Here is a 15,889-nt window from a genome sequence, read left to right on the forward strand (position 1 = left end):
TATGTTGACCTATTATCTCACAGAAATGAGTTGAAACCGTGCAAAGTGAAACCCTTAAAAAGTTGGAGTTCGATAAGATACAAGAGCGCCTGGCAAATCTGACCCAGTTTGAGGGGGGGCGCAGCCGAGCTTTTAAAATGAAGCCCTCCCAGGATATTCAGATCATCAGGCAGCGCCTCAATGAGACTCAGGAGGCTATGGAATTCCTGCGTTTTGGCGAGCCAGCATATTTCTATGAACTGAAACTGATAGACCAGGCATTGGCTAAAGCCCGTATCAGAGGCACCCTCAACACCAGCGACCTGCACGACATTTACCTGATTTTGCATGCGGCGCGCCTGGCTGGCAAATCCATGCAATCAGCGAAGTACCCAGCTTTATCACAATTATGCTCCGGCCTTACGGTGATCAATGACCTGGAAACGGAGATTGACCGCTGTATAGGTGAGGACGGCCAGGTGAGAGACAGCGCCTCGCCGCAGCTGCGCAGCATCCGCAGTCAGATTTCCACGCTGCGTTTGCGCATTAAAGAGTACTTGCAGGATTTCATCCGTTCCGGCAACAATCAGAAGTTGCTCCAGGACAGCATCGTCACCGAGCGTGACGGCCGCTATGTGGTGCCGGTGAAGCAGGAGCACCGCCACGAAGTGCGGGGCATCGTCCACGACGAGTCGGCCAGCGGGGCTACAGTATTTATTGAGCCTATAGCGGTGGTGGACAACAATAACCGCATACGGACCCTGCAGGCGGAAGAGAAGCGTGAGATAGAGCGCATCCTGCAGGAACTTTCGGCTGCAGTGGCGGTCTATACTGAGGAACTGGCAGCTAATCAAGAGATCCTCTCCATACTGGACTTTATTTTGGCCCGGGGGCGTCTGGCTTACCGCATGAACGCTTACCGTCCCGATGTAAATCCGTCGGGTATCATGGACATCAGCCGCGGGCAGCATCCTCTGTTGGGGGAAGAGGCTATCCCCATTAATATACAGTTGGGGCAGAGTTTCGATATACTGGTCATCACCGGACCCAATACCGGAGGCAAGACCGTGACTTTGAAAATGGTGGGACTGTTGGCGGTGATGGCCATGAGCGGCCTCTTCATTCCCGCCCGGGAAAACAGCCGTATCCCTATTTATAAAGAGATCTACGTGGACATTGGGGACGAACAGAGTATCGAGCAGTCATTGAGCACTTTCTCTGGCCACATGAAGAACATCATTAATATCATAAATCGAGCTGACCGGCACTCCTTGGTCTTGCTGGATGAATTGGGGGCCGGCACCGACCCGGTGGAAGGGGCCGCACTAGCTCGGGTGGTTCTGGAGGAACTGCTGAATAGACGGGCCCAGGTGATCGTAACCACTCATCAGAGCGAACTGAAGAGTTTTGCTTATCAAAATGAACGGGTCGAAAATGCCTGCGTGGAATTTGACCCTAAAACCTTGAAACCGACTTATGAACTGACCATTGGTATGCCGGGGCAGAGCAACGCCTTCCAGATCGCTTCCCGCTTGGGGCTGGACAAAACACTGGTAGAGAAGGCCAAGAAACTGGTACCGGAACGTGAGGCCGAGGTGGGCAATATGATCCGCGAATTGAAAGCGGGACGCCTTGCCGCACAGAGCGAGGCTGAACAGTTGGCCGTGCTGCGCCGCCAGTTGGAGGAACAGCAGCAGCAGCTCGAAGCCGAGCGTTTGGATTTCGCAGCAGCCCATCGGGAAATACTGGCCAAAGCCCGCCAGGAAGCGTCCCAATACCTGCGTCAGGCCAAGCAGGAATCTGACCAGGCAGTGCAGGAGTTAAAAGAACTGCTAAAAGACAAACAGAACCCGCCGCGCTGGCATGAGGTGGAGGCCAGACGCAAGCGGATCACCCAACTGCCTGCAGAGCTATCCTTACCCGAGCCGAAACGGGAGACAGAACCGGGCCATATCAGTGCCGGGGATCATGTGCTCATCAGCAGCATCAACCAGCGCGGCACGGTATTGAGCGGGCCTGATGCGGAGGGCAGTGTACAGGTGCAAGTCGGTTCCATTAAGCTCACGGTAAAACAATCGGACCTGGTCAAGAGCAAGAAACTGGAAGCAAAGCCCAAAAAGGAACGCGCCACCACCTATTTGGAAAAAGCCCGGGCTATATCCAAGGAAATTGACCTGCGCGGCAAGATGGCCGATGAGGCTTTGATCTTGCTGGACCGTTACCTGGATGATGCCCGTCTGGTAGGACTGGAATCAGTACGGATCATACATGGCAAAGGCACTGGTGCCCTGCGTGCTGCGGTTCGGGAGTACCTCAAGGGCAGTCACTATGTCAAGGCCTTCCGGGATGGACTGCGCGAGGAAGGCGGCTACGGGGTCACAGTAGCAGAACTGTAAAAGTGCCAGGCACCACAATTATTCAGTATTGCACAATAACTGAATAATTGTGGTGCCTGGCACTTTATGGGATATCAATCCCGGCGATTATCCACATCTTTATCCCGGGCGCTCTTTTTGGTTTCCTGATGATCAGCCAGTGGACAGCGTGGTAGTTTTTGTCCCTCCTGTATCACAATACGCTGCCGGTACTGTTCAGGGCAGCCGCCGGTTTCGTTGCGGCCGGGTATATTGGCCTCATACAGGCGGCCATTGTGGCGGGGGTCGCTGCAAATCACCACATCATTACGGAATATTCCGGAAACGCTGAACTCATTGTGCAAATCGCAGGTTTCCGTAGGGACTTTATTTCCAGCCGCACTCTGTGCTTCTGCGATTACCATGGCCCGGGTTTCAGGATGGGGACAGAATACTCCCGCCAGCTTGCCTGAATCGGGACAGATGGTGACCAGTTGATGGCGGTCACATGTTTCGGTAGGAGCCACATTGGCCAGGCAATAGTCGGTTATGATCCGGTCACGAGGACAGATTTCTCCGGGAAGCTTGCCAGAATCCGGGCATACTGAAACCTGGATGATATTGCCGGGCATGGCAGGTTGACCGGGCTTGAAATCCTTATGAGCCTGGGTCAAAATCGAGGAGAACAACCGGGCCGGGATATCACCACCAAAGGCTGTTTCCGATGGATACTGCCGTGGATAGTTACGCAGGGTGTCCTTCTGATCGAATCCCTGCCATACCGCACAAGCATAGCTGGGGGTAAAGCCACAGAACCAGGAGTCTCGGTAATCATCAGTGGTCCCGGTCTTGCCAGCGGTGAAAACCCCCGGGACCTGTCCCCGGGTGCCGGTTCCGGAGGTAACCACAGTGCGCATCATACTGGTCATGAGCCAGGCGGTCTGTTCGGTCATAACCCGCCTGGAATTCGGGCTGTAAGAATAAATCTCGGCGCCCCGGGCATCAACAATGCGGCGTATAAAATGGGGATCGTTGTATACCCCATTATTGGCAAAGGCGGCATAGGCGGATGCCATTTGCACCGGGGTTACCCCTTGAGTTAGTCCTCCCAGAGAAAGCGGAGCCAGGGCCAGATCGTTGGTGCCGGGGGTGTCTAAGAGAGGCAGGCCCAGGGAACGGCCGAAATCGAAGGCGGCACGGATGCCAACCTTATCCAGCATCTGCACAGCATAGGTATTGATTGAGTCCTTCACCGCAGCGCGCATGGAGATAATTCCGCGGAAACGGCCGTCGTAATTTTGGGGTGACCATACCGTGCCCCCGGATTTATAGCTTATGGGTGAATCATCCAGGGCATAAAATGGCATCAGGCCAGCTTCCAGAGCCGGAGCGTATACAGTCAGGGGCTTGATGGCTGAACCTGGTTGACGGTATGCGGCGATGGCGCGGTTAAACTGCCGCTGTGCCTGATAGGTGCGGCCTCCCATGATGGCCTTGACCTCCCCGTTTTCGGCTGCGACTACCGCCATGGCAGATTGCACTGCCTGTCCGCTGGGACTGGTCTGTTTTAGAAAACGGTCAGGGTTTGCGTATAGTTCCTCAGAATACTTCTGCAGATCGGCGTCCAGGGCGGTATAGATTCTGAGACCGGCCCGATATATGGCTGCCTCAGCATCGCTGGTATCCGGATAGGTCTTCTGCGCACTTAAAATATTGATAGCTTCCTCAATAACCGCATCCACATAGTAACCATACTGTTTATTGCCCAGGCCCCCGTTCTTAAAGTTCAAATTGGCTTCATAGGCGGCATCGGCTGTAGCCTGGTCTATATAACCGGCCATGACCATGTTGTTGAGCACATCCCGCTGTCTGGCTTTGGCCCGGTCCAGGTGCTGGTAAGGGTCGTAATAATTCGGACCCTGAGGGAGCCCGGCCAGCAGTGAGCATTCAGCCAGGTTCAGTTCGGAGACATCTTTGCCGAAATAAGTGTTGGCAGCTGCCTGCACCCCATAAGCTCCATTGCCGAAAGGGATGATATTAAGGTAGGCATTCATGATCTCATCCTTGGAATAAACTGATTCCAGTTTAAAGGCGATCAGGATCTCCTTGGCCTTGCGCTCCCAGGTGGTCTCAAGGCTTAGATAGGCGTTGCGGGCCAGTTGCTGGGTTATGGAACTGGCCCCTTCCCCTTTTAGGTCGCCGGAAGTGAGGTTGCGGTAGAGCGCCCTGGCGATGCCACGGAAATTGACCCCGTGGTGCTTGTAGAAATTGCGGTCTTCGGTAGCCACAAAGGCATTTATAAGATCCTGCGGCACCTTGTTCAGTTCAACTTCGGTGCGGTTTTGCCCGGCATGCAGCCCGCTCACCAATTGATCCTGATCATCGTAGATCAAGGTGGTTTTGGCACCGGACAGTTGTCCGGGGTCAAAAGCTGGCAGATCACGGGCAGCAAAAATGAACAAAGCCAGTAAACAGATGAAACCTACTGCTGCCAGGCCGCCAACCGCCATCGCTATCTTTCGAGGCCAGTTGTTGACCTTAAATGAGCGAGGCTTGCTTTTATTATTCTCTGTCATATCGAAAATGAGCCTCCTGGATATAATAATAAGTATTAATTTGACGAAATGCCCCGTTATTCCTGCCGTTTACGCTAAGGGCCGGAAAAACTGGATTTTGTACTATATACGCCTGTACTCTTCTCAATATTGCACATTATTGCGGCATTGTGCTATCATTTTTTTTATGGTAAGGAGGTTATTTTGTGGAAAATGCTATTGAAATACAGGCCGAACAGCAGTTGCAGCAGATTCGCCGCGGAGTGGTAGAGATCGTGCCTGAGGCTGAACTGAAGCAGAAACTGTTGCGCTCACTGCAGAGCGGAAAACCTTTGCGCATAAAACTGGGATTGGACCCGACCGCACCTGATATCCATCTGGGACACACCGTGGTCCTGAACAAATTGCGTCAGTTCCAGGATTTGGGCCATGAGATCCATCTCATCATAGGCGATTTCACTGGGCGCATCGGAGACCCCAGCGGCAAATCCGAAACCCGTAAACAGCTTACCGAAGAACAAATCCAGATCAATGCCAAAACCTATCAGGAGCAGATATTCAAAGTACTCCGGGCTGACAGGACTATTGTGCATTATAACAGCGAATGGCTGATGCCTTTAGACCTCGCCCAGGTCCTGCAGTTGGCCGGCAAATACACCGTAGCCCGCATGCTGGAAAGAGATGATTTTGATAAACGCTACAAGGAAGGTCTGCCCATCGGAGTGCACGAATTCATGTATCCCCTCATGCAGGGTTATGATTCAGTGGTACTAAAAGCCGATGTGGAGATGGGGGGCACCGATCAGAAGTTCAATCTGCTGGTGGGACGGCACCTGTTGAGGGAATACGGGCATGAACCTCAGGTAGCCTTAATGATGCCGATATTGGAAGGCACTGACGGGGTGCAGAAGATGAGCAAGAGCCTGGGCAATTATATCGGGGTCAATGACGAACCCTACGAGATGTTCGGCAAGACCATGTCTATCCCAGACCAGCTCATCTGCCGGTATTTTGAATTACTCACCCGGGTTCCTATGGAAGAGGTTAAGGCCATAGATGAGGCCATGCAGAAGGGCTCTTTAAACCCAAGGGATGCCAAAATCCGTCTGGCCAAAGAGATCATCACCATGTACCACGATGCTAACGAAGCCATAAAAGCCGAAGAACGATTCAAATTGGTATTCAGCCAGGGTGAGATCCCGCAGGATATCCCTGCGGTGACGGTCCCCAGCGGTGAAGTCTGGCTTCCCAAGTTTCTTACCGACAACGGCTTGACCACCTCCACCAGTGAGGGGCGGCGGTCGATCAACCAGGGAGCGGTACGCATCAATGGCGAAAAAGTAGAAGAGGAAAACATCCTCCTCAGCGGTCAAATGGTAATTCAGCTGGGCAAGCGCAAATTCCTGCGCGTTACGGCCGAATAGGCTAATACAAAATTGAATCACGCATGTTAAGGGGTGTGACAGGGGACGGTTCTCCGACAGGTGTGACAGGGGACGGTTCTCCGACACAAGGGGACAGCCGTCCCCTTGTGTCGGAGAACCGTCCCCTGTCACTGTCCTAATGGTCATACACTGTATTCCTTCTAATACAAGTTCAAGTCGGTTGGTTATTGACCCGTCTCCAGGGCTTTTAAGTCCCGGCTCATTTCATCTAAATGGCCTTCGTAAAATATGGCGTAACCTGCTATGTTAGGGTAATCCAGCGATATCAGACGAATAAAAGTAAAGCCCCTTTCCTCCAGGGAAGAGCGGCTTATGTTGCGCAGCAGTTGAGAATCTTTGCTGTTTACTTTGCGGTTCCAGCAGTATATTTCATTGCCTTTGTTATTGGTCATCACTGTAGCCACTAGTGTGCGCACGTGAATCACTCCAGTCATTTTTATTTTAGGTCGCGATACGACATGTTATTAACAAACGATTGGTATAAATGAGGATCTGTAATCCATATGGAATTATGCAAAATAGCAATGCCGTAATAATTCAATGAATCACAAAATAATGCAATAATGAATCATTGTAGCCAGCTGTGCAACAGAAAATCGAAATACATTGTTGGCAAGGATGTCGAAATATAGGTAAATAACGTCGATATTAATCCTATCCGACTGATATGGCACAGTTCTTGCTTGTTTATATGGGCGGTACTCGCATTACTATTACTTACTCCTTATCAGCTATATTTTTTTAACATGCTGCTATTTTATAGTGACAGAGGCTAAACATATTCAGAAACATACCAGTATTCTGACTAACAATCAAGTCAGCATGAAGCCATTATAAAATAGCAGCCCCCTCCTTTTTTCCAAGGTGGGGAGAGCCTGCGCAAGAGATATAATTTTCAATACAGAATGCATTAACACAGAAATGACAATAATAATAGCCAAAGGAGTAGTGTGGCCTAAGTAGTGCTATTGCCATTTGGTGCAGTAAATGCAGCCAGAATCGGGGAACGAAATTTGAAGGTTAGGGTAATGAGGAGGGAAATGTATAATGTTGTATGATCGCTGGAAAGAGGAGTATCAAAAGAAGTTGATTACTGCGGACCAGGCAGCCCAGCTGGTCAAATCCGGGGACTGGATTGAATACGGCTTCGGTATTACCTCGGGACGTGACTTCGACGAAGCCCTGGCAAAGAGGGTAAACGAATTACAGGATGTTAAGATCCGCTGCGACATCGGTGCCTACCAGCACTTTACGGCAGAGGCCAACCCGGAAGGTGACGTTTTCACCTGGAACAGCTGGCATGTGGCCGCACATGACAAAAAGTTCATTGGTCAGAACCTCTACTATATTCCTATGAAATTCCATGAAAATCCCAAAATGACTCGTGAAGACTGTGCGCCGAATGATATTGCGGTGATTCAGTGTACCCCCATGGATAAACATGGCTACTTTAATTTCGGAGCCGGTGCAGTTAACTGCTGGGCTATGATGGAAACCGCCAAGATAACCATTCTGGAAGTTAACACCAAAATGCCCAGGTGCCTGGGTGGCTCACAAGAGAGTGTTCATATCAGCCAGGTTGACTACATTATTGAAAGCAAAAACGGTCCGTTGACCACCATAGCACCTGCCAAAGCCAGCGCGGTGGAAATGGAAATCGCCAAGTTAGTCATGGCCAAACTGCGTGACGGCTCTTGCATTCAGCTCGGTATCGGCGGTCTGCCCAATGCGGTCGGCACCATGGTGGCCGAATCCGACCTCAAGGACATTGGCGTACATACTGAAATGTATGTGGATGCTTATCTGGAAATGTTCAAAGCTGGCAAAATCACCGGTGCTAAGAAAAACATCGATCGCTACAAACAGGTTTATGCCTTTGTCATGGGCAGCGAGGAATTATATGAATATATGGATGACAATCCGGGACTGGCTTCCTACAACGTGGACTATACCAATGATCCCAAGGTCATCTGCCTATTGGATAACTTCGTATCTATCAATGCCTGCGTTGAAGTTGACCTGTTTGGTCAGGTATGTTCGGAATCCTCCGGGGTTCGCCACATTAGCGGAACCGGCGGGCAGCTGGACTTCGTAGAAGGCGCCTATAAATCCAAAGGCGGGCAGAGCTTCGTATGTATGCCCTCAACCTTTACGGCCAAGGACGGCACAGTCAAATCCCGTATTCAGCCTATACTGACTCCGGGGGCCATCGTAACTGACCCGAGAACCGCAGTTCATATGCTGGTTACTGAATACGGCATCGCCAACATGAAAGGCAAGAGCACCTGGGAAAGAGCAGAAGCTCTGGTGAATCTGGCACATCCGGACTTCAGGGAAGAACTGATTCAGAAGGCTACCGAGTTCAAGATCTGGAGAAGAAGCAACAAGATCGACGGCTCTGTAACCGCCGCAGTTGGGGAATAATGGCTGCAAAGCCTTGTTTCAGAGCGCCTTGAAGGAGCGCCAGGTGTCTATGAGTGCCAATGAGCACCGACAGAATGAACGCCTTCGAGCGTCAGCAGAGCGCCTATAAGCGCCCATAGAGCACCATCGAGTGCCCGGTAGACAAAAAAAAGAGCGCCAGGAGCGCCCCATACAACAGAGCGCCTTGAGCGCCCCCCAAGGATATTGAGTACCTTAGAGTACCTACGGCAGATAAGTGACGATTATCTGCCGTTTTCCTTTATTCTTTTATTCCATACTTAGCTGCTTTGCGCACTACCGAAGGTTGACTGATCCCTAAAGCTTTGGCCACCTTGTAGGTGGAATTATGCAACGTAAAGGCCTTTTGCAAGAGGCGCCGTTCTGTCTGCTCAATAGCCATAGGCAAGGGCATCAAGTCAGTATCGATCTCGCCCTGGATATTCGATAATTCCAGGCAGGAATGTACATCATCCTTGGTTATAGTATCATGCAGGTTGGTGACTACCAGGCGTTCGATGAGATTCTCCAGCTCGCGAATATTTCCCGGCCAATCATATATCAGCATGGGCTGAATGGCATCGCTAGACAGTAGTTTGCTCATCTGATGCTTGCGGTTGTAATAATCCAAAAAGTACTTGCTCAAGACTGGGATGTCCTCACGCCTCTCTCTTAATGGGGGCACATATACCGGTATCACATTGAGGCGATAAAACAGGTCCTGACGGAACAACTGTGAAGCCACCATTTGCTGCAAGTTGCGGTTGGTTCCGGCCAGAATTCTGGTATCTACTGAGATGGGTTTGTTTCCACCTATGCGGACGACCTGTTTGTCCTGCAAAACGCGTAGTAATTTAACCTGCAGATCGAGAGGCATCTCGCTGATTTCATCCAGGAACAGGGTGCCTTCATGGGCCAGTTCGAACATGCCCGCCTTGCCGGATTTGCTGGCTCCGGTGAAGGCGCCCGGTTCGTAGCCGAAAAGCTCTGATTCCAAAAGGTTGGCTGGGATAGCGCCGCAGTTCACTTTGATGAAAGGGTGGTCTCTGCGGCCACTGTAGCTGTGCAGGACATCGGCGATGACCTCTTTGCCCACCCCGGATTCGCCCTGTATCAAGACGGTGGAATCAACCGAAGCTACATGGGTTATCATCTGCAAGAGTTCGCGCATTTTGCGGGAATGGGCGATGCAGTTGCGTCGGTTCTGCAGCTTCAAGTGGGTCAGCTCAGCTTGATAGAAACGGCTCAATCCTTCCAGGTGTTCAACTTTGACGTGTAAATCGTTTAATTCGGTCATATCGCGGACATTGGTGACCACCAGGACAATATTGCCCGAATCGTCAAATATGGGGGTGCTGGTTACCAAGGCGGTCTTGCCTGTATTTGACTCCAGGGGTATGGTGACCTGTTCACGGCGCTGCAGTGCCAAAAGCGTACCGGAGCGGGAGAAAACCCCTTCCCTGACTAGGTCAGCCATATTGCGCCCCACCACTTCATCCGCCGAAACCCCAAGTATGCGCTCAAAGGCTTTATTGATTCTAAGGGTGTTGCCCTCGCCGTCACTTATATACAGTCCGTCGAAAGAAGATTCAAAAACGGCTGCCAGTTCTCGCTGACGTCGATCCTCAGAATGTTCCAGCCGCCTTTCCAATTCCGTAAGTTCAGTCATATCACGGACGTTGGTTACTACCAGGATTATATTGCTCTGATCATCAAATATGGGGGTGCTAGTTACCAGGGCTTTCTTGCCGATGTTGGACTGCAGCGGAATGGTGACCCGCTCCCGGCGCTGTAAAGCTAACAGGGTTCCGGAGCGGGAGAAGACCCCTTCCCTGACCAAGTCCGCCATGTTGCGGCCTACCACTTCTGCGGAGGTAACACCCATGATGCGTTCGAAGGCTTTATTAATACGCAGGGTATTGCCCTCTCCGTCACAAATATACAATCCATCGAACGACGATTCAAAAACTGCGTTCAATTCTTTCTGGCGCTGGTCTTCAACCCGCTCCAGCCGTTTTTCCAGTTCTATCAGTTCAGTCATGTCACGGACATTGGTGACCACCATGACTATGTTGCTATCGGCGTCAAAAATCGGCACACTGGTGACCAAAGCGGTTTTGCCGATCCTGGAAGTGAGCGGAATGGTTACCGTCTCGCGGCGCTTTAAGGCCAAAAGGGTGCCGGAACGGGAGAAGACTCCCTCTGCTACCAGATCAGCCATATTGCGGCCTACCACCTCAGCAGAGGTGACGCCCAGTATGCGTTCAAAGGATTTGTTGATGCGCAAGGTTACCCCTTGTCCATCGCAAATATACAAGCCGTCAAAAGAAGATTCAATAATGGCGTCAAGCTGGCTGTTCAGCTGCTGGGTGCTCTCCAGTTCCTGAACCACCTTTTCCAGGTCGGAGGTCTCCTGCAATACCGCCACTGCACCGATAATTTCATTATCAACCACAACCGGGCTGCGTGAAGACAGAAAGGTTCTGCCCACTGTGTCTATGCGGCGTAAGAACTGCGTCTGGCCGCTGCGTACGATATTGGTCAGCTGGCTGTTGTTGAATACTTCTCTGATATCCTTGCCGTAGGCCTGCTTCTGCTCAACCCCGGTAACCTTGGCTGAAGCCTTGTTGAAGATATTGATGCAACCATACTTGTCCACCCCTACGATGGGATTATAGATCCCGTCCAGATAGCCCCGCCAGGCCTTGCGTTCCCGCTTGATCTGTCTCTGGAAATAGTAAAGAGCCCGATCCTTCCAGCCTTCTCGGGGAGCATCCGGTACCTCGGCCTGGAGGCGCTCAGCAAAGGATTCCAGATCCTCTGCATATTGAGCAAATTCCGGATCCTTGTTCATTAAGGTGGCAACCTTGGTTCGCACTGGCGTACCTTCGGCAATGACCTGCAACAGATGCGAACGGGTCAAAGTGCCCACAGTCTCCCCACCCGAAGTTACTTTTACCATGTCCAGATGATGGTCCAGCATAAAACGTGCAGCATGATTGGCGGTAGTGTCGGGGGTGATTTCTAGCGGGAAATGTTGTTCAGCGGTATTGGCACTCATTACTCCCTCTCCCTCTATTCTTCTTCTCTCTCTATCGATTCAATATCCTATTATAATTCACAATTTAATTATAACCTCACTGAAAGAGTTGTCCAATACATATATTTATAAACCGGCAAACTTGCAACAACGATTCAAAAGTGATTTAATTATATTTACTGCACACATGTCATTATTCACGGTTTCGGCGGTCTATTAGGAAGGCAGGTCTGTTAACAGCAAGGGGAGACATTCAGGTTAGTTAAGAGTACCGGCCTAATTTGTTTTGACAATACATTGGCGCTATATTATAATAATCTTCGCGGGTATTTTCCCGAGTTTAGCCGGTTGGTGTAACGGTAGCACGACTGACTCTGGATCAGTTCGTCAGGGTTCGAATCCTTGACCGGCTGCCACTTGGCCCCATCGTCTAGAGGCCTAGGATGCCGCCCTCTCACGGCGGAGACAGGGGTTCGATTCCCCTTGGGGCTACCATATTTAAGCCAAATTATTTAAACCTACCTTTTGGTAGGTTTATGCCATTTCTGGACACTGTTATCTCCCCAAATAGGGCTTTCAAATCTTCGCGGCATCTGATCGGATCAGATGATAAGTTACAATACATTTCGCAAATATAAATAGCGCCCAAGTTGATTAAAAGGACATGGGCGCAGCCACTTGGTAAGATGGGTCTAAGGACTTAAACATGACCTTTTGAACGTAATCATGCAGCATATCTCTTGATATGACCATCCTCGTCTATGCCACTCACTGGAGTTTTCATGATTACATAAGCCACAGCAAGAGAGCCCCAAGCAGTAGTCCGTAGCTGTTATTGAAGCCTATGGTTAGCTTGATTCTGGTCTATCCAGCCCATAGCCTGCTTGATTCGCTCTATGCATCTATCCCGGCCCAGCAACACTGCCACCTCGAATATGCCCGGGCTGTTGGTGCGGCCTGTCAAGGCCAGCCTCAGGGGGTGGATCAGATCCGCAGCTTTGACATTCAAAGCTGAGGCTTTATTCCGCAGCGCAGTTTCCAATGATTGCAGGGTGAAATCCTGGTCGGCCGAGAATACTTCCAGATCAGCTTGCAACAGCTCCATAGAATTTTCGCGGGCAAAGTGCTTCTTGGCGCCCTTCTCGTCATAACCGCTCACCGGTTCAAAGAAGTAGGCTGCTGCGTCAATAAGATCGGGGATCAATTTTGCCCTGCCTTTTATCAATTCCACCACTTCAATTAAATGCCCCATAGTTGAGCTGGACAGCCAGGCTTTGACCCGGTCGGCCCGCATTATCTCCTCTGCCAGCAATTCTGACTGAGCCTGGCTTATATAATAGCCATTCATCCAGGTCAGCTTTTCAAGATCATAGACTGCCGCTGAGCGAGAGACATGGTCAAGATTAAAAAGCGGTATGATGTCATTCACATCCCACAGATCCTGATCGGTGCCGCTGGACCAGCCCAACAGGGCCAGGTAATTGAGCAAGGCCTGGGGCAGATACCCCAGTTCCCGGAATTCCTGCACCGAGGTGGCACCGTGGCGCTTGGAAAGCTTGCTGCGGTCGGGAGCCAGTATCATAGAAACGTGGGCGAACTGAGGCAAAGGCCAGTTCAAGGCCTGGTATATCAGAATCTGGCGGGGGGTGTTGGACAGGTGCTCCTCGGCACGGATCACGTGGCTGATCGCCATCAAATGATCATCGACCACCACTGCAAAATTGTATGTAGGCCAGCCGTCCGATTTGGCTATGATGAAATCATCCATCAAACTGTTGGCGAATTCTACCTCGCCGCGGATAAGATCATCCACTCGGGTAGTACCTGTAGACGGGACCCGCAGGCGGATAACTGCAGCTTCACCGCTTTTTACCCTCTGCAGTGCCTCAGCCCGATCCAGGGAGTCACAGCGGCGCGAATACCTGTATTCGCAGCCTTCTTCACGAGCCCGGGCTTTTTCTGCAGCCAGATCTTGAGTGCTGCAAAAACAGTAATAAGCTGCACCCGAGTCGATCAACTCTTGCAGATACTTCTGATAAATATCCAAACGCTGGCTCTGGCGGTAAGGGCCATAGTTGCCACCTTTGTCAGGACCCTCATCCCAATCGATACCCAGCCAACTTAAACCCTCTAGGATGCCCTGGGCTGAGTCTTGAGTGGAGCGACCCGTGTCGGTATCCTCCAACCTGAGGACAAGATTGCCGCCATAATGTCGGGCATATAGCCAGTTAAACAAAGCGGTTCGGGCTCCTCCGATATGCAAAGCTCCGGTAGGGCTGGGAGCAAAACGCACTCTTATCGATTTCATCTAACAATCTCCCTCGAATATTTATTGTAAGACTATTCTTAACCATTTTATCCGCTTCCTGTTCAATATGCCAGTTTTGCAAGAATGAGAAAATGTACAAACCTGACCTGCCCCTGTTAATAGAGACCATAGAACCTTGATGGGTTTTGGCAGGTGATGATACTCATATATATAATGAACGGTTATGAAATGATCAGTGGTACATTCGAAAAGGCATTCTCAAAAAATTGCATATTATGACCGTTTGAGGAAATACTATGACAAACTCAAAATTTGCTTCATTATTATACATCCCTATTAAAGATAAATAAAAAGGAGTGTTAAATGACAGCAATCGTTTGCCATGCCTATAGCTGCATTTTTAACTATACCCGGGAGCGCTGCGGAGCCGACCAAATCAATGTGGCCGTACAGAATAACCGGGTTTTCTGCAGCACCTACCGCAACCAGGAGGCTTATGACAACTCGGCTGATGACGACAACTTGGGTATGAGCAATGCGGTAACGGTTGCTTCCGACCCCCTGGTGGAGTGTCGGGCGTCCACCTGTTTTTATAATGAAAATATGGCTTGTTATGCGGCGGCTATCGAAGTGCTTGGAGAACATGCCCTGGATTCAACTGAAACGCGCTGCAAAACCTTTCTGCCTCGTGATAGCGATGAGTCTGGCGTCGATGAACGTTTTGAGCTGGAGCGGCATGCTGATTGATCAGGCCTGGATAATGGCAGCATATTCCTGTCAATAATGCTACCCCAGTATGAACCAAACGTACACACCCCTCATAATATAACAGCACGGGGGTGATGTAATGTTGGGGAGGCGATCCGCCAGTCCCTTGCTGATTGTGGTAATAATTGCAGCCTTGTTGGTCAGTTTCTTGGTGTTGGATTTAAAGCTGAAGGCCAGCACCATAGCAATTGCTAGGGCTCAGGCTCAGGTGATTGGGGTAAGACTCATCAACAATATAGTCAACGAAAAGATAGCCAGTCAGGTCAGCTACAATGACTTGGTGATGGTCCACAAAGATAATAACGGGCGTATCGTACTAATTCAGCCCAACACCATAATGTTAAACAAGATCATGGCCACCACCGTGCTAGAGATATCAAACTCTATGGGCCAAATGCAGGGTTCCGCCATAAACATACCCTTAGGGCAATTGTCGGGTTCCAATTTATTAGCCGGATACGGCCCCAAAATTCAGGTAAAAATAATACCAGCGGGGCAGGTGCATGTGGAGGTACACGACAAATTTGAGCAGGCCGGAATCAATCAGACCAGGCATTTGATCTACTTTAATATAAAAGCAGCGATCCAAGTAGCGGTTCCACTCATGAAGGAGAACGTGGAAGTCAACACCACCATTCCCCTGGCGGAAACCATTGTGGTAGGGGATGTCCCCCAGACCTATGTGAACATGACAGGCGGCGGAGAGTTAATATATCCTTATATAAAGAAATAGGTGTTATGGCAACGAAGCAAGTCGATAATCCAAACTGAAAAAGTGCCTCACAAAAAAATTGCCGAATGCTTGACAATAGTTATTCAGGATGATAATATAAGTCTTGCGCGCACGACTGGTAAACGGTTAGCGCGGGGCAGAAAAGCCGGAAAGCGTAAGTGCGAAGGCTCAATGCCAGGCCCCTATAAAGGGGAAAGGTTCTGATAAAACTGAACAGCAAGAAGATAAGTGCGAAAAGATTGGAACTGTATCAAGGAGACTTGATATAAGCCAGTCAAGGCCCTTTTAAAAAAGGGAAAACAAGCCAGAGACGATTTGGCTAGGT

9 protein-coding genes and 2 tRNA genes are annotated in these 15,889 nt (G+C 50.3%); 7 read left to right on the top strand and 4 right to left on the bottom strand.

Features of this window, described 5'->3' with window-relative positions; genetic code table 11:
- Positions 1-38 precede the first annotated feature (38 nt).
- On the top strand, positions 39-2,375 hold the full coding sequence (locus AC15IQ_RS14800) for an endonuclease MutS2 (protein WP_483180183.1): 2,337 nt from the start codon (positions 39-41) through the stop codon (positions 2,373-2,375).
- Positions 2,376-2,449: 74 nt separating this feature from the next.
- Here the strand turns inward: AC15IQ_RS14800 and AC15IQ_RS14805 are convergent, their stop codons facing one another.
- Entirely contained in the window at positions 2,450-4,909 is a 2,460-nt protein-coding gene (locus tag AC15IQ_RS14805) for a transglycosylase domain-containing protein (RefSeq protein ID WP_483180185.1), read from the bottom strand.
- A gap of 185 nt (positions 4,910-5,094) precedes the next feature.
- Between AC15IQ_RS14805 and tyrS the strand changes: the two genes are divergently transcribed.
- Positions 5,095-6,312: a tyrosine--tRNA ligase gene (tyrS, locus tag AC15IQ_RS14810; protein WP_483180186.1), complete on the top strand. Its 1,218-nt coding sequence runs from the start codon at positions 5,095-5,097 to the stop codon at positions 6,310-6,312.
- 185 nt (positions 6,313-6,497) lie between these two features.
- On the opposite strand, the gene AC15IQ_RS14815 is transcribed toward tyrS, so the two are convergent.
- Positions 6,498-6,749 carry a hypothetical protein gene (locus AC15IQ_RS14815; RefSeq protein ID WP_483180187.1) on the bottom strand — a complete coding sequence of 84 codons (252 nt, stop codon included), beginning with the start codon at positions 6,747-6,749 and terminating at the stop codon, positions 6,498-6,500.
- A gap of 631 nt (positions 6,750-7,380) precedes the next feature.
- On the opposite strand from AC15IQ_RS14815, the gene AC15IQ_RS14820 reads away from it, so the two are divergent.
- Complete coding sequence (locus AC15IQ_RS14820; RefSeq protein ID WP_483180189.1) at positions 7,381-8,757, top strand: acetyl-CoA hydrolase/transferase C-terminal domain-containing protein; 1,377 nt, start codon at positions 7,381-7,383, stop codon at positions 8,755-8,757.
- A 259-nt stretch (positions 8,758-9,016) separates the two neighbouring features.
- Here the strand turns inward: AC15IQ_RS14820 and AC15IQ_RS14825 are convergent, their stop codons facing one another.
- Positions 9,017-11,815, bottom strand: coding sequence for a sigma 54-interacting transcriptional regulator (locus AC15IQ_RS14825; protein ID WP_483180191.1), 2,799 nt, complete (start codon positions 11,813-11,815; stop codon positions 9,017-9,019).
- A gap of 321 nt (positions 11,816-12,136) precedes the next feature.
- On the opposite strand from AC15IQ_RS14825, the gene AC15IQ_RS14830 reads away from it, so the two are divergent.
- Positions 12,137-12,210: transfer RNA gene (locus AC15IQ_RS14830), tRNA-Gln, on the top strand.
- Between the two features lie 3 nt (positions 12,211-12,213).
- Positions 12,214-12,289: transfer RNA gene (locus AC15IQ_RS14835), tRNA-Glu, on the top strand.
- A gap of 337 nt (positions 12,290-12,626) precedes the next feature.
- On the opposite strand, the gene gltX is transcribed toward AC15IQ_RS14835, so the two are convergent.
- Positions 12,627-14,102 (bottom strand): glutamate--tRNA ligase, encoded by a 1,476-nt coding sequence (gene gltX, locus AC15IQ_RS14840; protein WP_483180193.1) that lies wholly within the window; start codon positions 14,100-14,102, stop codon positions 12,627-12,629.
- A 324-nt stretch (positions 14,103-14,426) separates the two neighbouring features.
- Here gltX and AC15IQ_RS14845 point away from each other — a divergent pair, with 324 nt between their 5' ends.
- Together AC15IQ_RS14845 and yunB are read left to right on the top strand one after the other, a co-directional pair.
- Positions 14,427-14,810 carry a DUF1540 domain-containing protein gene (locus AC15IQ_RS14845; protein WP_483180195.1) on the top strand — a complete coding sequence of 128 codons (384 nt, stop codon included), beginning with the start codon at positions 14,427-14,429 and terminating at the stop codon, positions 14,808-14,810.
- 100 nt (positions 14,811-14,910) lie between these two features.
- Positions 14,911-15,564, top strand: a complete 654-nt coding sequence (gene yunB, locus AC15IQ_RS14850; RefSeq protein ID WP_483180197.1) for a sporulation protein YunB — start codon at positions 14,911-14,913, stop codon at positions 15,562-15,564.
- Positions 15,565-15,889: the final 325 nt, after the last annotated feature.

This window comes from Syntrophomonas sp. DTU019 (assembly GCA_913757435.1).
GTDB lineage: Bacteria > Bacillota > Syntrophomonadia > Syntrophomonadales > Syntrophomonadaceae > DTU019.

What these genes read in the sequence shown, in the direction of transcription:
- AC15IQ_RS14805 (WP_483180185.1), bottom strand. Translation starts at nt 4,909, where the DNA reads ATGACAGAGAATAATAAAAGCAAGCCTCGCTCATTTAAGGTCAACAAC.
- AC15IQ_RS14820 (WP_483180189.1), top strand. Translation starts at nt 7,381, where the DNA reads ATGTTGTATGATCGCTGGAAAGAGGAGTATCAAAAGAAGTTGATTACT.
- AC15IQ_RS14825 (WP_483180191.1), bottom strand. Translation starts at nt 11,815, where the DNA reads ATGAGTGCCAATACCGCTGAACAACATTTCCCGCTAGAAATCACCCCC.
- gltX (WP_483180193.1), bottom strand. Translation starts at nt 14,102, where the DNA reads ATGAAATCGATAAGAGTGCGTTTTGCTCCCAGCCCTACCGGAGCTTTG.
- AC15IQ_RS14845 (WP_483180195.1), top strand. Translation starts at nt 14,427, where the DNA reads ATGACAGCAATCGTTTGCCATGCCTATAGCTGCATTTTTAACTATACC.
- yunB (WP_483180197.1), top strand. Translation starts at nt 14,911, where the DNA reads ATGTTGGGGAGGCGATCCGCCAGTCCCTTGCTGATTGTGGTAATAATT.